Origin of the sequence: Pseudomonas sp. S06B 330 (assembly GCF_002845275.2) — a bacterium.
GTDB lineage: Bacteria > Pseudomonadota > Gammaproteobacteria > Pseudomonadales > Pseudomonadaceae > Aquipseudomonas.
Genome location: NZ_CP088149.1, coordinates 5,320,364 through 5,339,952, shown reverse-complemented (window position 1 = coordinate 5,339,952; position 19,589 = coordinate 5,320,364). Strand labels below are relative to the sequence as shown.

The window sequence follows — 19,589 nt, the reverse complement described above, 5'->3', positions numbered from 1 at the left end:
CCCGAACTGAATTGCCAAGGACTTTCGTGTGTTAGCCACTTCTCTGGTACTGGTTGCCGCATTGCTGCATGCAACCTGGAACACCCTGATCAAATTCAGCGGCGAACGCCTGCTGGTCATCGCCAGCATGGACGTGGTTGCCTTGGTGTTTGCGCTGGTGATGGTCGGCTTCGTGCAGTTTCCGCCGGCAGAGGTTTGGCCGTGGTTGCTGGCTTCGGCGTTGTTTGAGCAGTTCTACCGTTTTCTACTGATCCAGGCTTATCGGGTGGGCGACCTTGGCTTGGTCTATCCGTTGATGCGCGGCCTGTCGCCGCTGGTGGTACTGGCACTGACCTTGACGTTTGCCGGCGAGGCATTAAGCAGCCAGCAAATCATCGGCATTCTGCTGATCCCTTGCGGTATGGCTTGCCTGCTCTGGCAAGGCGGTGGCGGTGATCGCTTGCCCTGGTCGATGTTGCCGGTGGTGGCCTTGATCGGGCTTTGTATCGGTTGCTACACCTGGTTCGACGGACAGGCGATCCGCTTGTGGTCGCAGCCGCTGGACTATCTTGTCTGGTTGACGCTGCTCAGCGCCTGGCCGTTCCCGGTGTTGGCGAGCGTCGCCCGGCGCGCACCCTTCGTGCTGTTCTGGCGCTTGCAATGGCGACTGGGCTTGGCGGTGGGGATCTGTGTGCTGCTCAGCTATGCCCTGGTGCTCTGGGCCATGCAGCTGGGGTCCGTAGCAGAGGCGGCGGCGTTGCGTGAGGTCAGCGTAATCCTGGTGGTGTTGTTCGGTATGCGCTACCTCAAAGAACCTTTTGGCGGGCCCAGGCTCTTAGCATGTGCCCTGGTGTTGATCGGCATGCTGATCATGAAACTCTGACTTACCAACTGACAAGGATTTAGCCATGACCGTTGCTCTGTGGTGTGTATTGATTGCGTTGTTCCTGCCGATCTTGTGTACCAGTATCGCCAAGCTCAGCAGCGGGCGCTTCAACCTGCGTCAGAACCACGACCCAAGGGCCTTTCTCGACAAACTCGAAGGTATGCCACGACGCGCCCATGCGGCTCAGCTCAATAGCTTTGAAGCCTTCCCGGCCTTTGCTGCGGCAGTGATCATTGCCGACATTGTCGGCAATGCCGAGCAAGTGACCCAGGACGTGCTGGCGGTGCTGTACATCACCAGCCGTCTGCTCTACATCATATGTTACCTGGCCGACTGGGCCGCGCTGCGTTCGCTGGTCTGGTTTGTCGGCCTGGGTTTGGTGGTGTCGTTCTTCTTCGTCTCGATGTAGCGTCGATTACTGCACTTGGGGCACGATCGGCAAGGCGGTGCCCTTTGGCCACAACAGCCAGATCTGGCCTTGCTGCTTCATGTTGCCTGCTAGTTCACCTGCCTGGGCACCGGTGCCCCAGAACAGATCGGCGCGCACTTCGCCGGTAATGGCGCCGCCGGTGTCCTGGGCGGCAACCGGGCGTACCACTGGCGCACCGTCGGGACGGGTAGTGGAGAGCCACAACAGGCTGCCCAGCGGAATCACCTTGCGGTCGATGGCCACGCTGTAGCCTGCAGTGAGTGGTACGTTGAGCGAGCCGCGCGGGCCTTCATTGCTGTCCGGACGGGTGCTGAAGAACACGTAGCTGGGATTGCTCGCCAGCAGTTCAGGCACCCGCGTCGGGTTGGCCTGGGCCCAGGCATGAATGCTGCCCATGCTGACGTCTTCTTTTTTCAGCTGACCTTGTTCAACCAGCCAGCGCCCCACCGGGCGATACGGATGTCCGTTCTGATCCGCGTAACCGACACGCAGTTGGCGACCGTCGTCCAGCTGAATGCGCCCGGAGCCTTGAATCTGCAGGAACTGCAGGTCCATGGGGTCGGTCAGCCAGGCCAGAACGGGTGCCGGTACGCCTTGTTGGTTGATCACTTCAGCTGTGTCGTAGGGTTTAAGGAAACGGCCTTCCAGGCGGCCGCGCAGACGCTTGCCCTTGAGCTCCGGGTAAACGCTGTCCAGCGCCACGACGATCATGTCATCGGGCACGCCATAGACAGGCACATGGGCGTTTTCTGTCTGGGTCAGGCTGCCAGGATAGACCGGTTCGTAGTAACCGGTGATCAACCCGTTGGCGCTGTTTTCACCGGAGCGCATGCTGTAAACATCCAGTTGCGACTGCAGGAAGCTGCGCACCTGAGCGCTGTCGCTAGGCACGCTGGCCGCGGCGGCACAGGTCGTCGCCCAGACTGCATCGCGCTTGAGGCGCTCACAGGCGCTGCGCCAAGCTTCAAAGCCAGCCAGCAGGTCGCTGTCGCTGACGTGGGGCAGGTCTTTCCATGTGCTGCTGGCATACGTGGCGAGCGGGTGAGGTTTGGTTTTTTCCGGGGCACCGCCGTTGCATCCGGCGAGCAGGGCCATTACCGAGAGTGACCATCCCAGATGGCGCAGGGAAAATTTCATGAACAGGGTTTCCTTGACGGTTTACCTGGGCTTCAGCTGCCTGGGCAACCCGTAGAGTTAATAAGGGTATTGGTCTTTGGTGATGAGGCGAGGATACTGGCCGCCTTTTTTCCCGTGAGCCGAACTTACCATGATGCTCAAGCGACTCTCTGTTGTACTGCTGGCTTGCCTGACCTTGACCGCCTGTGGTGGTGTCGATCCTAACTCGCCCTTGGGCCAGCGCAAGACCCTCTTCAAACAGATGCTCAAGACCAGTGAAGACCTGGGCGGCATGTTGCGCGGAAGGCTGGCCTTTGACAGTCAGAAATTCGCCGATGGCGCGGTCAAGCTAGACACATTATCGCGTGAGCCATGGAAGCACTTTCCGCAGGTTCGCGAAGACGATGAGACCAGTGCTCGGCCAGAGGTTTGGGAGAAGCAGGCGCGCTTTGAGGATCTGGCTCGCCAGTTGGAGGCAGCTACAGCAGAGCTTGTAGCCGTTACGCGGACCCAACCACTGAAAGCTGCCGACCTGGCAGCACCGACAGACAAGGTTGAAGCCGCCTGCAAAGCTTGTCATACCGAATTTCGTAACCATTGATGACGCAATCGCGGGGCAAGCTCGCCCCCACAGTGGAACCATTGTCCTGGGGGGGGGGGGGGGGGGGGGGGGGGGGGGGGGGGGGGCCCCCCCCCCCCCCCCCCCCCGCGATGAGGGTAACCCTAGGGCGCTGCCTTACTTATCAAGTTGGTCCAGTGCTTGTTGCAGTTCCTGCTTGGACTCGGCCAGCTTGTCCTTACGCTTGTTGATCTTCTCGGCGTCACCTTTTCTCATCGCCTTGTCCAGGTCCTTGGTGCGCTGATTCACTTCGTGGCGGGCGTCGAGTACTTTCTGTTCGCGCTCTTTATGCAGGTCGCCGTCGGTGCAATAGGTGTTGACTTTACTCAAGGCTCTTTCGAGCCCAGCGATTTGGTTACTGTTGTTGTATTGGCGAGCCTGCTTGAGTTGGTTCTCGATGGCACTGCGCTTGGCGGCGCAGCCAGTAAGGCCTGGGTCGGGCCGGGCGGCTTGTGCCGACGTCGCGCCAAGGCCGATAGTGGCCAGCAGGACGAGGTTAGAAAGAAGTTTCATGTGAGCCTCCTTATCGGGGCAGGGCAGAAAAGTAGGGGATCCTGCCCTCAAATATTCAATTAAGGAACCCTTACTGGGTTTTTCCGTGACATTTAAGGAAAGTCCTACAACATTAAGCGTCTTTTATACTGGACGCTTAAGAATCCATCGATGCCTTGCATCAACAGTTGCTCCGCCAGCGGCTGCACTTGCGATCGCTGAAAGCTGAAGAAAGTCGGTCACTGCTCGGCACGTGTCGTGCTGATTCCAGGCTCACGGGCCCACCGGGCGGCACGAAAAAGCCCCTGCCGATCACTCGACAGGGGCTCTCTTGACGCTTAAAGCTTGTAGCTAACGCTTACAGACCCGCAGCAGCGCGCAGGGCGTCGACGCGGTCGGTACGCTCCCAGGTGAAGGTGGTGAAGGTGTCGTCGCCGACTGTCTTCTGCTGCGGGATACGGCCGAAGTGACCGTAGGCTGCAGTTTCCTGGTACATCGGGTGCAGCAGGTCAAGCATGGTGGTGATCGCGTACGGACGCAGGTCGAAGCATTCACGGACCAGCTGGACGATTTTGTCGTCGGAGATCTTGCCGGTGCCGAAGGTGTTCAGCGAGATGGAAGTCGGCTGAGCTACACCGATGGCGTAGGACACCTGGATCTCGCAACGCTCTGCCAGGCCAGCAGCGACGATGTTCTTGGCCACATAGCGACCGGCGTAGGCGGCAGAACGGTCAACCTTGGACGGGTCCTTGCCAGAGAACGCGCCGCCGCCGTGACGGGCCATGCCGCCGTAGCTGTCGACGATGATCTTGCGGCCAGTCAGGCCGCAGTCGCCCACTGGGCCACCGATGATGAACTGGCCAGTTGGGTTGATATGGAACTGGGTGTCTTTGTGCAGCAGTTCAGCAGGAAGGGTGTGCTTGACGATCAGCTCCATCACCGCTTCTTGCAGGTCTTTTTGCGACACTTCAGGGTTGTGCTGGGTCGACAGGACCACGGCGTCGATGCCGACGACCTTGCCGCCTTCGTAACGGCAGGTGACCTGCGACTTGGCATCCGGGCGCAGCCACGGCAGCAGGCCGGACTTGCGTGCTTCAGCCTGGCGCTCGACCAGGCGGTGAGAGAAGCAGATCGGGGCTGGCATCAGCACGTCGGTTTCGTTGCTGGCATAACCGAACATCAGGCCCTGGTCACCAGCGCCTTGATCTTCCGGTTTGCTGCGGTCAACGCCTTGGGCGATGTCTACCGATTGCTTGCCAATGATGTTCATCACAGCGCAGGTGGCGCCGTCGAAGCCAACGTCGGAGCTGTTGTAGCCGATGTCGACGATGACTTTACGGACGATCTCTTCCAGGTCTACCCAGGCCGAAGTGGTGACTTCACCTGCGATGATCGCTACACCGGTTTTCACCAGGGTTTCGCAGGCCACGCGTGCGTATTTGTCCTGGGTGATGATGGCGTCCAGCACGGCGTCCGAAATCTGGTCGGCGATTTTGTCCGGATGCCCTTCAGACACGGACTCGGAGGTGAAAAGGGAGTATTCGCTCATCTCGACGGGTTCCTAAAATTTACCGATGTTGAGTGTCGCCAGCCGGCCGCTGAAAATGGCGGACCTGAATCTGGAAACCATTACGTAAGCCCACATAGAGGCTATCCCCGGGAGCCAGTCCCGCAGCGCTGGCCCAACGGGCCAGGTCGTCCTGCTCAAAGCCCAGCCAGATATCGCCACAGGCCTCTCTGGCCCAGCTCTGATCGTGGCTGCACAACTCCGTTATCAACAGGCTGCCGCCTGCTTTCACACGGTTGGCCAACTGCCGCAGGGCTTCGGCCGGGGCGCTGAAATGGTGCAGGACCATGTTCAGCACTACGCAGTCGGCTTCCACATCCGTTGCACTGAGTGCATCGGCCAACTGCAGGTTCACATTAACCAAGCCTTCGCGTTGACAGACCTGGCGCGCCAGCTCGAGCATGGTCGGGCTGTTGTCCAGTGCGGTGACCCGAATAAAACGCCGGGCCAGCTCGGGAAGGAACTCACCATCGCCAGGGCCGACTTCAAGGGCGCTGGCGTCAGCGGCGAAGCTGAGCTTGTCGAGCAGAGACAAGAGGCTTTCGCGGTACTGCGCCAGCCCGGCAATCAGGTCCTGCTGGGCGCGAAACTTTTCTTCGACGCGCAGGAAGAAGTCCTGGCTGGTCGCCGCTCGGCGCTGTTGGACCTGACCGATGCGCTCCTGCACTTCATCCGCCAGGCTCAGCCCATCAACCTCTTCGAGCAGCGCTGCATGCAGCTTGCCGCCCAGTCGAAAACCATCGGGCAGGGCGCGACGATAGAAAATCGCATTGCCTTCGCGGCGCGTTGCCACCAGCCCGGCCTGAGACAGCACCTTCAAGTGGTGACTCATGCCCGACTGGCCGATCGCAAAAATCTGCGCCAGTTCGAGTACACCGAACGAGTCGCTGGCCAGTGCCCGTAAAACGTTCAGGCGCAGCGGGTCACCGCTGGCTTTGCACAGGGCGGCCAGCTCGTCACTTTGCTCGGGGCGGATTGACGGTGCAGGTAGATTCATGGGACGGCAGTCTAGTCAGGGCACCCCTAGGCTGCAAGGGCAATATCAAAAAGTTTTGATATTGATCGATAAGCGGGGCAATTCGTCGCAGGCCTTACGGCGGATCCTGCTGTTTGCCCGGGTTAATGCCTGATTCTTCTCTCAAACACAGGAAAATCATGCTGCATCGACCATCCGTCATTGCCCCCGGGCACGTGCGTAGGCGAAAATGGCCGCCTTTTTTCGTTTCGTAATTAATTCAAGCCCAGGAGATAAGCGATGCCCAGCCGTCGTGAGCGTGCCAACGCCATTCGTGCCCTCAGCATGGATGCCGTGCAAAAGGCCAACAGCGGCCATCCAGGTGCCCCTATGGGCATGGCGGATATCGCCGAGGTTCTTTGGCGCGACTATCTGAAACACAGCCCAAGCAACCCGAACTTTGCTGACCGTGACCGCTTCGTGCTGTCCAACGGCCACGGCTCGATGCTGATCTACTCGCTGCTGCACCTGACCGGTTACGACCTGTCGATCGACGACCTCAAGAGCTTCCGTCAGTTGCACAGCCGCACTCCGGGCCACCCGGAGTTTGGCTACACCGCCGGCGTCGAGACCACGACCGGGCCACTCGGCCAGGGTCTGGCCAACGCTGTTGGTTTCGCCATTGCCGAAAAGGTCATGGGCGCTCAGTTCAACCGCGCTGGCCACAACATCGTCGATCACCACACCTATGTGTTCCTGGGTGACGGTTGCATGATGGAAGGCATTTCCCACGAAGTCGCTTCCCTGGCCGGTACCCTGGGCCTGGGCAAGCTGATCGCCTTCTACGATGACAACGGTATCTCCATCGACGGCGAAGTCGAAGGCTGGTTCACCGACGACACGCCAAAGCGTTTCGAAGCCTACAACTGGCAGGTGATCCGCAATGTCGATGGCCATGATCCTGAAGAGATCAAGACCGCCATCGACACCGCGCGCAAGAGCGATCAGCCGACCCTGATCTGCTGCAAGACCATCATTGGTTTCGGTTCGCCGAACAAGCAGGGCAAGGAAGATTGCCACGGTGCTCCTTTGGGCAACGACGAAATCGCTCTGGCCCGCAAGGAGCTGAACTGGAACCACGCGCCGTTCGAAATCCCGGCTGATATCTACGCCGAGTGGGACGCCAAAGAAGCCGGCAAGGCTGCTGAAGCCGAGTGGGATCAGCGTTTTGCAGCCTATGCTGCTGCCTTCCCTGAGCTGGCCAGCGAGCTCAAGCGTCGTCTGAGCGGTGAGCTGCCGGCTGACTTCTCCGAAAAGGCTTCGGCCTTCATCGCTGAAGTCGCGGCCAAAGGCGAAACCATCGCCAGCCGTAAAGCCAGCCAGAACACCCTCAATGCTTTCGGCCCACTGCTGCCTGAGTTCCTCGGCGGTTCGGCTGACCTGGCCGGCTCCAACTTGACCCTGTGGAAAGGTTGCAAGGGCGTCAGTGCTGAAGATGCCAGCGGCAACTACATGTACTACGGCGTGCGTGAGTTCGGCATGACCGCAATCATGAACGGCGTTGCTTTGCACGGCGGTCTGGTGCCTTACGGCGCGACCTTCCTGATGTTCATGGAATACGCCCGCAATGCTGTGCGCATGTCCGCACTGATGAAGCAGCGTGTGATTCACGTCTATACCCACGACTCCATCGGTCTGGGCGAAGATGGCCCGACTCACCAGCCAATCGAGCAACTGACCAGCTTGCGCAGCACGCCAAACCTTGATACCTGGCGTCCAGCCGACGCCGTTGAATCGGCAGTGTCCTGGAAGCATGCACTGGAGCGCAAAGACGGCCCTTCGGCGCTGATCTTCTCGCGTCAGAACCTGCAGCACCAAACCCGCGACGCCGGTCAGATCGCCGACATCAGCCGCGGTGGCTATGTGTTGAAAGATTGCGCAGGCGAGCCTGAGCTGATCCTGATCGCCACTGGCTCCGAAGTGGGTCTGGCTGTTCAGGCGTTCGACAAGTTGACCGAGCAAGGCCGCAAGGCCCGCGTCGTATCGATGCCGTGCACCAGCGTGTTCGATGCCCAGGACGCTGCCTACAAGCAGTCGGTACTGCCGCTGCAAGTCGGTGCGCGTATCGCCATCGAAGCGGCCCATGCCGACTTCTGGTACAAGTACGTCGGCCTGGAAGGTCGTGTGATCGGCATGACCACCTACGGCGAGTCGGCCCCTGCACCGGCCTTGTTCGAAGAGTTCGGTTTCACCCTGGAGAACATCCTGGGTACTGCTGAAGAACTGCTGGAAGACTGATCCCGTTGCCCTGTGGGACTGGCGTCGGCTTCATCGCTGGCAAGCCAGCGCCCACAGGGGCTGCGGTGATCCCTGTGGGCGCTGGCTTGCCAGCGATTGACGTCAACTCGATTCCCGCAGGTTGCAGATAACGCTTCTGTTCCGTGAGCATCCCATGCCTCAACCACGTCCTTACAAAGTTGCACTCAACGGCTACGGCCGGATTGGTCGTTGCGTCTTGCGCGCACTCTTTGAACGGGGGGCGAAGGCGAGCTTTGAGATCGTTGCACTGAACGACCTGGCCGATCAGGCCAGTATCGAATACTTGACACGCTTCGACTCCACCCACGGGCGTTTCCCCGGCGAGGTGAAGGTCGATGGCGATTGTCTGCATATCAATGGCGACTGCGTAAAAGTCTTGCGCAGCGCCGCCCCGGAAGGGATCGACTGGGCGGCGCTCGGCGTCGACCTGGTGCTGGAGTGCTCTGGCGCCTACAACACGCGTGCCGATGGCCAGCGTTTTCTCGATGCCGGCGCACCGCGGGTGCTGTTCTCCCAACCCATGGCCAGCGAGTCGGACGTCGATGCGACGGTCGTCTTCGGTATCAACCAGGGCTGCCTGGATGGCAGCGAACGCCTGGTCTCCAACGCCTCCTGCACCACCAACTGCGGTGTACCGCTGTTGCGCGTGCTGGACCAGGCCTTTGGTCTGGAATATGTGTCGATCACCACGATCCACTCGGCGATGAATGATCAGCCGGTCATCGATGCCTATCACCATGAAGACTTGCGCCGTACCCGGTCGGCATTCCAGTCGGTGATTCCAGTGTCCACCGGGCTTGCCCGAGGCATCGAACGCCTGTTGCCGGAACTTGCCGGGCGAATTCAGGCCAAAGCCGTACGCGTGCCGACCGTTAACGTGTCGTGTCTGGACATCACCCTGCAGACCGCCCGTGACACCACCGCGACCGAGGTCAATCAGGTGTTGCGTGAAGCCGCCCTGAGCGGACCACTCAAGGGGTTGCTGGCCTACACTGAACTGCCGCACGCCAGTTGTGATTTCAACCATGACCCACATTCGGCCATCGTCGATGCCAGTCAGACCCGCGTTTCCGGCCCTCGGCTGGTTAATTTGCTGGCCTGGTTCGACAACGAATGGGGTTTTGCCAACCGTATGCTCGACGTTGCTGATCACTATCTGCACGTCGTCAATCAAACCCGCTCCACTTGTAAACAGCCCTGAAGGACTGCATTCATGACCGTGTTGAAGATGACCGACCTCGACCTGCAAGGTAAGCGCGTACTGATCCGCGAAGACCTCAACGTCCCCGTTAAGGACGGTGTGGTTGCCAGCGATGCGCGTATCCTCGCTTCGCTGCCGACCATCAAGCTGGCCCTGGAAAAAGGCGCGGCCGTGATGGTCTGCTCGCACCTGGGCCGCCCGACCGAAGGCGAGTTCTCTGCCGAGAACAGCCTCAAGCCGGTTGCCGAGTACCTGAGCAAGGCCCTGGGCCGCGAAGTACCGCTGGTTGCCGACTACCTCGACGGTGTCGAGGTAAAAGCCGGTGACATCGTGCTGTTCGAGAACGTGCGCTTCAACAAGGGCGAGAAAAAGAACGCTGACGAGCTGGCGCAGAAATACGCGGCCCTGTGCGACGTGTTCGTAATGGACGCTTTCGGTACTGCTCACCGCGCTGAAGGTTCGACCCACGGTGTGGCCAAGTTCGCCAACGTTGCCGCTGCTGGCCCCCTGCTGGCCGCCGAGCTGGATGCCCTGGGCAAGGCCCTGAAAGCCCCGGCCAAGCCAATGGCCGCCATTGTTGCCGGCTCCAAGGTATCGACCAAGCTCGACGTGCTCAACAGCCTGAGCCAGGTCTGTGACCTGTTGATCGTCGGCGGTGGCATCGCCAACACCTTCCTGGCTGCCGCCGGTCACCCAGTCGGCAAATCGCTGTATGAGCCAGACCTGATCGACACCGCCAAGGCTATCGCCGCCAAGGTCAACGTGCCGTTGCCAGTGGACGTAGTGGTTGCCAAGGAATTCGCTGAAAGCGCCGCGGCCACCGTCAAGCTGGTGGCTGACGTTGCCGAAGACGACATGATTCTCGACATCGGCCCGCAAACCGCGGCCAATTTCGCCGAGCTGCTGAAGTCGTCGAAGACTATCCTGTGGAACGGCCCGGTTGGCGTGTTCGAGTTCGACCAGTTTGGTAACGGCACCAAGGTGCTGGCCCAGGCTATCGCCGAAAGCACTGCCTTCTCCATTGCTGGTGGTGGCGACACCCTGGCCGCTATCGACAAATATGGCGTGGCCGAGCAAATCTCCTACATTTCTACCGGTGGCGGTGCATTCCTCGAGTTTGTTGAGGGCAAAGTCCTGCCAGCGGTGGAAGTACTGGAACAACGGGCCAAGGCCTGATCCTCTCAGCGCCTGGCAAAGGGAGTGACCTGATGGTCAAGCGATTGCCTGTGTTTATCCTGGTCGTGATGCTGGGCGCCTGCTCCAGCACCCCGGAGCCTGAGTCTGATAGTCCTGGCGCACCGAAAGGTGGCTGCTATCAGTCCGAATGGCAGGCGGAAACCGTCCCGGTGATCAACAAGCGGCTGGGCCCGGATGGCCTGGAAAAATACGACGACGAACACCAGCGCCGGGCTCAGGGTTGCCCTTGATCGGTTGATGGCAACCTACCGGCCAGTTTGTGGTCTGCTAGAGGATATTGGATGAAAGGTGTCGTGGCCCTGATGGCCCTGGCAGTACTGGGCGGATGTGCAAGCTTCTCGTCTTCTTCACCGGCGCCGTCGGACAACTGGACCCGTTGGGTCTGTGACAGCCAGGCCGAAGTGCTCTGGCGTTTTGCCGACAGCAGTCAGCAAAGCGTCGATGTACGTCTGGGTGGCGGTGACCAGGTGTATCGGCTCAAGGCCGAACCGGGCGCCTCGGGTACGTTGTACAGCGATGGTGTACTGGCGTTTCACAGCAAGGGTGACGAAGGCCTGGTGTACTGGGTCGCCACCAACGATTTGATAGGGCGGGCCTGCAAGGCGCCGTGACTGGCCGGGCCGCGTGATGGCGGCCCACACTACTTGAATAGCAACCGCCACTGCGGCAGGCTTGCACGAAAAACGACGCTTGTCGGGAGAGAGATACACAATGGCACTCATTAGCATGCGCCAGATGCTGGACCACGCCGCCGAGTTCGGCTACGGCGTTCCAGCTTTCAACGTTAACAACCTCGAGCAGATGCGCGCCATCATGGAAGCCGCCGACAAGACCGACTCCCCGGTGATTGTCCAGGCCTCGGCCGGTGCCCGCAAATACGCTGGCGCGCCGTTCCTGCGCCACCTGATCCTGGCGGCGATCGAAGAATTCCCGCACATCCCGGTGTGCATGCACCAGGACCACGGCACCAGCCCTGATGTGTGCCAGCGTTCGATCCAGCTGGGCTTCAGCTCGGTGATGATGGACGGCTCCCTGGGTGAAGACGGCAAGACCCCAACCGACTACGAATACAACGTTCGTGTCACCCAGCAGACCGTGGCCATGGCCCACGCCTGCGGTGTTTCGGTTGAAGGTGAGCTGGGTTGCCTGGGTTCGCTGGAAACCGGCATGGCTGGCGAAGAAGACGGCATCGGTGCCGAAGGCATTCTGGATCACAGCCAGATGCTGACCGACCCGGAAGAAGCGGCTGACTTCGTCAAGAAGACCCAGGTCGATGCACTGGCAATCGCCATCGGCACCAGCCACGGTGCCTACAAGTTCACCAAGCCACCTACCGGTGATGTCCTGGCGATCGACCGGATCAAGGAAATCCACAAGCGCATCCCTAACACCCACTTGGTGATGCACGGTTCCTCCTCGGTTCCGCAAGAGTGGCTGGCGATCATCAACCAGTACGGCGGCGACATCAAAGAGACCTACGGCGTACCGGTTGAAGAAATCGTCGAAGGCATCAAGTACGGCGTGCGCAAGGTCAACATCGACACTGACCTGCGTCTGGCCTCGACCGGTGCCATGCGTCGTCTGATGGCGCAGAACCCGAGCGAGTTCGACCCACGCAAGTTCTTCGGCGCTACCGTAACGGCCATGCGTGATGTCTGCATCGCCCGTTATGAAGCGTTCGGTACTGCCGGCAATGCCTCGAAGATCAAACCGATCTCCCTGGAAGGCATGTTCCAGCGTTACCTCAAGGGTGAGCTGGCCGCCAAGGTCAACTAAGACCCGGGCGTAAAAAAACCCGCAGCGATGCGGGTTTTTTTATACCCTTCACGCCAAAGACAAGGAGGTATTGGCCTGAGAGGTCAGACCGTTAGTCGGCTAACGGAGCTTTCCTGAGATGATGGCAATCTGATGACTTCAGATTTATGGCAGCCAGGTCTAGAGTTAGTTTCGGATTTCAACCGAAATTCGATGTCAGTTTCCCAAGAGAAGCAGCATGGATTGCGCGCAACCTCATTCAAACGATGGCGGCTCGGTACTACTGGTCGTCGATGACTACCCTGAGAACCTGATCAGCATGCGTGCCCTGCTGGCTCGTCAGGACTGGCAAGTGCTCACTGCAAGCTCCGGAACGGAGGCGTTGAGCGCATTACTTGAGCACGAGGTCGACCTGGTCCTGCTGGATGTGCAGATGCCAGGCATGGACGGTTTCGAAGTGGCCCGGCTGATGCGTGGCAGCCAGCGTACTCGACTTACCCCGATTATTTTCCTGACAGCTAATGAGCAGTCCCAGGCTGCTGTGCTCAAAGGCTATGCCAGTGGCGCAGTCGATTACCTGTTCAAACCTTTTGATCCGCAAATCCTCAAGCCCAAGGTTCAGGCCTTGCTGGAGCAGCAGCGCAACCGCCGTTCCTTGCAGCGATTGAGCCATGATCTGGAAGCCGCGCGGGCGTTCAATGCATCGGTGCTGGAAAATGCCGCCGAAGGTATCCTGGTGGTGGCCGAAGACGGTTTGATCCGCTTTGCTAACCCGGCCATTGCCGGTTTGCTCGACGCGCCGTTCGAACACTTGCAGGGTATGGCGCTGCTGGATTTTGTCCAGTCACCCGGCTCGACCTTATGGCGTGACTCGGTGTTTTACCAGACCTACCTGGAGCGCGGCACACTGCGGATTCACGATGCCGTCTTGCGTACCTTGGGTGGGCATCCGATACCGGTCGCGCTGTCGTGTGCCCCGTTGCCGAGTGAGCAGCGAGCCTTGGTGGTTACCGTGTTAGACATGTCGGTAGTGCGACATCTGCATCAGCAACTTGAGTATCAGGCCATCACTGATCCGCTGACCGGCTTGCTCAATCGGCGGGGGTTCTACCAGGCGGCGGAGAGCGCATTGCTGCGCAACGAACGCTCGGACCGACCGCAGGCGTTGCTGTTCCTGGACCTGGACGGCTTCAAGCGGATCAACGATTCGCTGGGGCATGAGGCGGGTGACCGAGTGCTCAATTGGGTGGCCGAGCAGCTCAAGGATTGCCTGGGCGACTGCGCGATACTGGCACGTATGGGCGGCGACGAATTCACTGCGCTACTTGATTCACTCGAATACCCCGAACAGGCGGCGCGTTGTGCCGAAAAACTCATCGAGCGCATGTCGATCTATCAGGAGATCGATGGGCTGGAGGTGACGCTTGGGGTCAGTATCGGTATCGCTACCCACCCTGAGTGCGGGTCCAGCCTGGATGGTTTGCTGCGCGCTGCGGATGCCGCGATGTATGCGGCCAAGCAATCTGGCCGTCAGCAGTATCGCTACTACGATCAGGACCTGAACGGGCGCGCACGTTCGCGCCTGATGCTCGAGGACAGCGTGCGTGGCGCCATCGAGCACAAGGAGTTCACGCTGGCCTACCAACCCCAGGTCGCGTTGGCTGATGGTCGGCTACGGGGCTTTGAGGCGCTGTTGCGTTGGCGTCATCCCAGTGTTGGTGATGTGCCGCCAGGGCTGTTCATCCCGTTGCTGGAGGAGGCTCGCCTGATTACACGCCTAGCTAGCTGGATTTACCAGAACGGGGCGGCACAGCGTCGGGCCTGGTACAAACGTTACGATGCCGGTCTGGTGCTGGCGATCAGCTTGAGTCAGGTGCAGTTCAGCATGCCTAACCTGGTCGAAGAGCTGGCGCGGGTTATTTTCTGCCAGGAGCTTCAGCCAGCCCAGCTGGAAGTGGAAATTGCCGAAGCCTCGTTGAGCTATAACCTCGATGACGCCGTGAAACAGCTGCACAGGCTGCATAAACTGGGCGTGCGCATTGCGCTGGATGATTTTGGTGCAGGTGATTGCTCGCTGCGCAGGGTCCGCGATCTGCCCATCGACACCCTTAAACTGGATCGGCACCTGGTGGCACGGCTGCCGGACTCGAGTGCTGACGCGGCAATGGTCCGTTGTCTGATTGAGCTCTGCCGAGAGTATGGAATCACCGTTATCGCCGAAGGCGTCGAGACCCGCGAGCAGGTGCGCTGGCTCCAGGCCAGCGGTTGTGAGTACGTGCAAGGCTATTTGCTGGCGCATCCGATGAGCGCCGAGGATGCCGGTGAGTTTCCGCGTTTTTTTGACTGGCAGCAGGTGTAGTTGGGTACACTGCCTTTTTGCCCGCCTGCTTTCGATCATGACTGTACTCAAGTACCTACAAGCCTATCCGAGCGCTCTGCAAGACCAGGTCCGTCAGTTGATTGCCAGCAATCGCTTGGCTGACTACCTGCAACAACGGTACCCGGAGCGTCACGCGGTGCAGAGTGACAAGGCGTTGTACAGCTATGCTCAGGGTCTCAAACAAGCTTACCTACGCAACGCGCCGAATCTGGACAAAGTCGTGTTCGACAACCGTCTGGACCTGACCCATCGTGCGTTAGGCCTGCATACGGCTGTATCGCGGGTGCAGGGTGGCAAGTTGAAGGCGAAAAAGGAAATCCGCATTGCCTCGCTCTTCAAGGATGCGGCGCCGCAGTTTTTGAAAATGATCGTGGTGCATGAGTTGGCTCACTTGAAGGAAAGCGACCACAACAAGGCCTTTTACCAACTCTGTGAACATATGCAGCCGGGCTACCATCAACTGGAGTTCGACCTACGCGTCTACCTGACTTACCGCGAGCTGCCTGGCAACGGGTGAGCCGTAAGGACCTGCCAATGGATGTGAGCAAGACCAAGACCAGCTTCTACCGGCGGCTGTACGTCGCCTGGTTGATTGATAGCCAGACGGCTACCAGCGTGCCAGCGCTAATGGAGGCGACTGGCATGCCCCGGCGTACCGCCCAGGACACAATTGCCGCATTGGCCGATCTGGATATTGTCTGCGAGTTCGAGCAGCAAGCAGGGGCGCGTAACCACGCCGGGCTTTATCGGATTCGCGATTGGGGGGCGATCGACAAGCAGTGGATCATTCAGCATTTGCGCAGTATTCGTGAGGTGCTGGGCTATCCCTGAAAAGAAGGCAGCAGCACCACTTGCTGTCACCGCTGCCGAGGCACGAGGTTGCGATCGAGTGCAGGGCAGTCGCAACTTGGGCACCTCGGTGGGTTGGCGAATTGCAGTGGCCTGGGTTTGCGGGCGTTTCACACCCGATAGCAGCCTTATGGCAGTGGCTACAAGGGGCCAGTCTAGCCCCTTACACTTGCCTCAACCGCGGCGCATACCGATATGGGGGGCATCGTGCTCAAGATATTCCTCACCTACCACGACAAAGCCATGGCCTGCGTAGTAGGCCTGTAGGTTTACCTGCACCGACAGGTAAACCGGTACCCCAGGCCAGTTCTTTTCGGCCTGTTCCAGCGCCTCTTTGATCAGTTCGTGACCCAAACCCTGACCCCGTGCCGACGGCGCGGTGACCACCCGGCCGATTACCACATCGCCGCCCTGAGAGTCTGGATCGAGCAAGCGCAGATAAGCCTTTAGCTCATCATCCTGCCAGCCCATCAGGTGGCACGTGTCGCCGGACAGGTCCTGGTCATCGACTTCTTGATAGGCGCACTTCTGCTCGACCACGAAGACTTCAGTGCGCAGGCGCAGAATGGCATAGAGTTGTTCTTTGCCTAGGTCGCTGTGATGTTTACAGATCCAGTCAATACTCATAGTTGCTCTCAAGCAGTTGATTGGCTTGATCATGGCAGATGCCTGGGCCGAGGACGAGGGCGAAATTGCCACAAGTCAACTCAGTCTCTGATGCCGATCAAGATGGAGGCAATTTGATATCATGGCTACTGCCATGAAGCTTGATCTTTGTATAACCACGGTAGCTCTCAAGCAGTTGATATCAACGACGTGTAATGGCGCGTCTACTAAAGGATTTGAGCATGGCTGCGCTGCTTCGAGTCTTGGCGTTGCTTGGATTGTTGTTGGCACTCAACACAGCGCAAGCGGAAAAATTGCGCCTGGTTGCTGACAGTTGGCCTCCTTTTGCTGACGCCAGTATGCCGGGCGGCGGCCTGGCCACGGTCATCGTTACCACGGCCTTGCGCCGTGCTGGTTACGACAGCGAGTTCGAACAGGTGCCTTGGGCGCGGGCATTACTGGGTGTAGAGGAGGGGCGTTACGATGTCCTGATCAACGCCTGGTTCAATGATAGTCGTACCCAAATCGGGGCGTTCTCTGAGGGTTACCTGACCAATCGTATTCGCCTGCTCAAGCGCAAGGGCGATCCGCTCAAGTTCAAAGTCCTGAGCGATCTTTATCCCTATCCTGTTGCGGTGGTCAGGGGCTATACCTATTCGCCAGCGTTCGATGCCGACCAGCGTTTGCAAAGAATACCGGTGCGCAATTTTTCCGTGGCGGTTCGCATGCTGGCCGCCGGCAGAGTGGGCCTGACCCTTGAAGATGAGTACGTTGCGCGCTACTTCCTGCAGCGCGAGTCGCGTTCGGTGCGTGACCACATCGAGTTTATCGACCCGCCAGTGAGCGAAAACCCACTGCATATTCTGGTGAGCATGAAGACGCCCGAACACCAGCAGATCGTTGCTGGTTTCAATCGTGCCCTTGTCGAGATGAAAGCTGACGGCAGCTACGAGCGGTTACTCAAACACTACGGCTTCTGATCAGGCTGGTGCATCTTCTTTGATCAAGTGAGCCGCCAGGGTGCGCAGCGGGCCCAACTGACGACAGATAAGGGCCAGTTGGGTCTGTACCAGCCGCTGGTTCTCTTCAAGCTCTTCGGGCATCTGTTCAAGCTCATTGGCCAGCGCTTCTTCAGCATCGCTGTGGATCGCCACCGGCAGCTTGCTGGCCAGGCCTTCGGCAATTTCATCCAGGCTATTGGCCAGACTGGCTCCGGCACCGTCGATCAACTGCTCATGGACGTCAGCAGGCAAGGTGGTTTCGCGATGCGCCCCCAGGCCTGACAGGTAGCTGAGCAAAGTGTGCGATAGCACCAGGAAGCGAAAGCCGACGTCGGCCTCCTTACGGAAATGCCCAGGCTCCATGAGCATGTTGGCCAACGTGGTCGACAGCGCCGCATCGGCGTTGTGAGCGTTGCGCCGGGCCAGGCGGTAGGCCAGGTCGTCACGCTTGCCTTGGGCGTATTGCTGCATGATCTGGCGCAGGTAGGTGCTGTTGCAGCTCAGGGTATTGGCCAGCACTTTGTTCAGACGCCGGCCCTGCCAGTCCGGCAGGAACAGAAAAACCGCCAGAATCGCAATCAGGCTGCCGACCAGGGTATCGAACAAGCGTGGTAGGAACAGCCCGTAACCATCGCCGACCTGGTTGAAGCAGAACAGCACCATCAGGGTGATCGCTGCGGTGGCCAAGGTGTAGCGCGTGGTGCGATTGACGAAGAACACCACCCCGGCCGCTACGGCAAACAGCGACTGGATGATTGGGCTCGGAAACAGGTCGAACAACGCCCAGCCCACGGTCAGGCCGATGGCAGTGCCGATGATCCGTTGCACCAGCTTGCGTCGCGTTGCACCGTAGTTGGGCTGGCACACGAACAAGGTGGTGAGGATGATCCAGTAGCCCTGAGTCGGGTGGATCAAGTGCACCATGCCGTAGCCGATCGACAGCGCCAGAGGCAGGCGCAGGGCATGGCGGAACAGCAGCGAGGTTGGGGTCAGTTGCTGACGCAGGCGGCTCCATACGTCACGCAGGTTGCGCGGTGAGCGGTCGAGCAGGCTGCTGTCGCTGGCGTCGGCGAGCATGTCCGGATTGCTGGCGTCGCTGAGCAGGCGATCGAGTGTCGCCAGGTTAGCGGCCAGGGCGCGTAGCGAGCGCAGCAGCCCTCGCCATGCTGGGTTGCTCTGAATGCGCAGATGCTCCAGCGAGGCATTGAGGTCTTCCAGAGCTTGGGCAAAGCCACTGTCGTAGGTGAACGGTTGGCGCAACAGGATCGATTCGGACAACTGCTGGCAGGCCACACCTTGTTGACGTAGCAGGCGCTGGCAGCGAAACAGCACGTCGCTGTGGAAGAAGGCTTCGGTCAGGGCGTTGTAGGGGTAGTGCGAAGAGCTGGCGCGCTCGTGGATATCCTGGGCAAGAAAATACAGTTTCAGGTAGCGGCTGACCTTTGACCCCGGCCGACCATTGCCGACCCGGTGCAGGATAATTTCCTTGGCCGCGTTGAGCGCAGCGACCACGCGGCCATTCTGTTGGGCCAGTTCAAGGCGCCGGGCTTCCACATCCAGTTGGCGGATGGGTTCGAACAGCGTGGCCTTAAGTTTCAGGTAGCGCCCCAGTTCACGGAACAACCGCGCCAGGCTCTGTTGGACTGGCTGGTTGGAGAACAGCGCCTGCCACAGCACCGAGAGCAGCCCGTACCAGGCCGCACCAGCGACCAGCAGCAGGGGTTCGTGCCAGAAGTCGCTGACTTCGCCGCCGCGCTGGTCTACGCCGATCATGGTGTAGACCGAAAGAATGAGGGTGGCCGAGGCTATTGCACCGTAGCGTTCACCCAGCGCACCAAGCATGGTCAGGCCAAAGCTGGCCAGGGCTAGGGCACAGACGAAAATCAGTGGATAAGGGAACAGCAGCTCTACCGACAGCGCAGCAACGGTAAAGCACACCAGCGTCACCGCCAGAGCGTTCAGGCGCCCTTGCCAGCTGTCGTCAGTCTCGGCAAGGGCGCTGGCGATGATGCCCAGAAACAGCGGGATCAACAGGCTCATCTCATCCTGATACCAGCACAGCAACATGCTGCCGGTCAGGGCGATGAGCACACGGATGGCATAGCTGAATTTGTCCAGGGCCCAGAGGCGGCGCAACGATTGGCTGAACGAGGAGGATGACATGTCGGGTAGGCAGGCCTTGGGCGATGATCGAAATTGAGCCAGTCAGATGGCAACCGTGTTACGGAGCCCTCTGA

General features: G+C 59.7%; 19 protein-coding genes. 13 read left to right on the top strand and 6 right to left on the bottom strand.

Features of this window, described 5'->3' with window-relative positions; translation table 11 throughout:
* The first annotated feature begins 28 nt into the window (after positions 1 to 28).
* Together CX511_RS24065 and CX511_RS24060 are read left to right on the top strand one after the other, a co-directional pair.
* Entirely contained in the window at positions 29 to 862 is an 834-nt protein-coding gene (locus tag CX511_RS24065; protein ID WP_045182001.1) for an EamA family transporter, read from the top strand.
* A 25-nt stretch (positions 863 to 887) separates the two neighbouring features.
* Positions 888 to 1,274, top strand: coding sequence for an MAPEG family protein (locus CX511_RS24060; RefSeq protein WP_045182004.1), 387 nt, complete (start codon positions 888 to 890; stop codon positions 1,272 to 1,274).
* A 6-nt stretch (positions 1,275 to 1,280) separates the two neighbouring features.
* Here the strand turns inward: CX511_RS24060 and mltA are convergent, their stop codons facing one another.
* On the bottom strand, positions 1,281 to 2,432 hold the full coding sequence (gene mltA / locus CX511_RS24055; protein WP_045182007.1) for a murein transglycosylase A: 1,152 nt from the start codon (positions 2,430 to 2,432) through the stop codon (positions 1,281 to 1,283).
* A 130-nt stretch (positions 2,433 to 2,562) separates the two neighbouring features.
* Between mltA and CX511_RS24050 the strand changes: the two genes are divergently transcribed.
* Positions 2,563 to 3,012, top strand: coding sequence for a c-type cytochrome (locus CX511_RS24050; RefSeq protein ID WP_045182009.1), 450 nt, complete (start codon positions 2,563 to 2,565; stop codon positions 3,010 to 3,012).
* Positions 3,013 to 3,147: 135 nt separating this feature from the next.
* Here the strand turns inward: CX511_RS24050 and CX511_RS24045 are convergent, their stop codons facing one another.
* From CX511_RS24045 to CX511_RS24035, 3 genes are all read right to left on the bottom strand, one after another.
* The gene (locus CX511_RS24045) at positions 3,148 to 3,543 is read right to left on the bottom strand and encodes a DUF1090 domain-containing protein (protein WP_045182011.1); all 396 of its coding nucleotides are present in this window, start codon (positions 3,541 to 3,543) and stop codon (positions 3,148 to 3,150) included.
* 337 nt (positions 3,544 to 3,880) lie between these two features.
* Entirely contained in the window at positions 3,881 to 5,071 is a 1,191-nt protein-coding gene (metK, locus tag CX511_RS24040) for a methionine adenosyltransferase (RefSeq protein ID WP_045182013.1), read from the bottom strand.
* Between the two features lie 19 nt (positions 5,072 to 5,090).
* A complete protein-coding gene (locus CX511_RS24035; protein WP_101293781.1) occupies positions 5,091 to 6,086 on the bottom strand; it encodes an ArsR/SmtB family transcription factor in 996 nt (331 codons plus the stop codon).
* A 258-nt stretch (positions 6,087 to 6,344) separates the two neighbouring features.
* On the opposite strand from CX511_RS24035, the gene tkt reads away from it, so the two are divergent.
* From tkt to CX511_RS23990, 9 genes are all read left to right on the top strand, one after another.
* A complete protein-coding gene (tkt, locus tag CX511_RS24030; RefSeq protein WP_045182019.1) occupies positions 6,345 to 8,342 on the top strand; it encodes a transketolase in 1,998 nt (665 codons plus the stop codon).
* Positions 8,343 to 8,496: 154 nt separating this feature from the next.
* Entirely contained in the window at positions 8,497 to 9,564 is a 1,068-nt protein-coding gene (gene epd, locus CX511_RS24025; protein WP_045182021.1) for an erythrose-4-phosphate dehydrogenase, read from the top strand.
* A gap of 12 nt (positions 9,565 to 9,576) precedes the next feature.
* Positions 9,577 to 10,740 (top strand): phosphoglycerate kinase, encoded by a 1,164-nt coding sequence (locus tag CX511_RS24020; protein ID WP_101293782.1) that lies wholly within the window; start codon positions 9,577 to 9,579, stop codon positions 10,738 to 10,740.
* A gap of 32 nt (positions 10,741 to 10,772) precedes the next feature.
* Positions 10,773 to 10,991, top strand: a complete 219-nt coding sequence (locus tag CX511_RS24015; protein WP_101293783.1) for a hypothetical protein — start codon at positions 10,773 to 10,775, stop codon at positions 10,989 to 10,991.
* A gap of 51 nt (positions 10,992 to 11,042) precedes the next feature.
* Positions 11,043 to 11,372 carry an MliC family protein gene (locus CX511_RS24010; protein WP_045182029.1) on the top strand — a complete coding sequence of 110 codons (330 nt, stop codon included), beginning with the start codon at positions 11,043 to 11,045 and terminating at the stop codon, positions 11,370 to 11,372.
* 100 nt (positions 11,373 to 11,472) lie between these two features.
* Positions 11,473 to 12,537, top strand: a complete 1,065-nt coding sequence (gene fba, locus CX511_RS24005; protein ID WP_045182031.1) for a class II fructose-bisphosphate aldolase — start codon at positions 11,473 to 11,475, stop codon at positions 12,535 to 12,537.
* A 217-nt stretch (positions 12,538 to 12,754) separates the two neighbouring features.
* Positions 12,755 to 14,875 (top strand): putative bifunctional diguanylate cyclase/phosphodiesterase, encoded by a 2,121-nt coding sequence (locus CX511_RS24000; RefSeq protein WP_045182033.1) that lies wholly within the window; start codon positions 12,755 to 12,757, stop codon positions 14,873 to 14,875.
* A 37-nt stretch (positions 14,876 to 14,912) separates the two neighbouring features.
* Positions 14,913 to 15,413, top strand: a complete 501-nt coding sequence (locus CX511_RS23995; RefSeq protein ID WP_045182035.1) for a M48 metallopeptidase family protein — start codon at positions 14,913 to 14,915, stop codon at positions 15,411 to 15,413.
* A gap of 17 nt (positions 15,414 to 15,430) precedes the next feature.
* Positions 15,431 to 15,727 carry a winged helix-turn-helix domain-containing protein gene (locus CX511_RS23990; RefSeq protein ID WP_045182037.1) on the top strand — a complete coding sequence of 99 codons (297 nt, stop codon included), beginning with the start codon at positions 15,431 to 15,433 and terminating at the stop codon, positions 15,725 to 15,727.
* 192 nt (positions 15,728 to 15,919) lie between these two features.
* Here CX511_RS23990 and CX511_RS23985 read toward each other — a convergent pair whose 3' ends face one another.
* Positions 15,920 to 16,372, bottom strand: a complete 453-nt coding sequence (locus CX511_RS23985; RefSeq protein WP_045182040.1) for a GNAT family N-acetyltransferase — start codon at positions 16,370 to 16,372, stop codon at positions 15,920 to 15,922.
* Positions 16,373 to 16,593: 221 nt separating this feature from the next.
* Between CX511_RS23985 and CX511_RS23980 the strand changes: the two genes are divergently transcribed.
* A complete protein-coding gene (locus tag CX511_RS23980) occupies positions 16,594 to 17,331 on the top strand; it encodes a substrate-binding periplasmic protein (protein WP_045182042.1) in 738 nt (245 codons plus the stop codon).
* Here CX511_RS23980 and yccS read toward each other — a convergent pair whose 3' ends face one another.
* The gene (yccS, locus tag CX511_RS23975; RefSeq protein ID WP_101293784.1) at positions 17,332 to 19,515 is read right to left on the bottom strand and encodes a YccS family putative transporter; all 2,184 of its coding nucleotides are present in this window, start codon (positions 19,513 to 19,515) and stop codon (positions 17,332 to 17,334) included.
* Between the last annotated feature and the right edge of the window lie 74 nt (positions 19,516 to 19,589).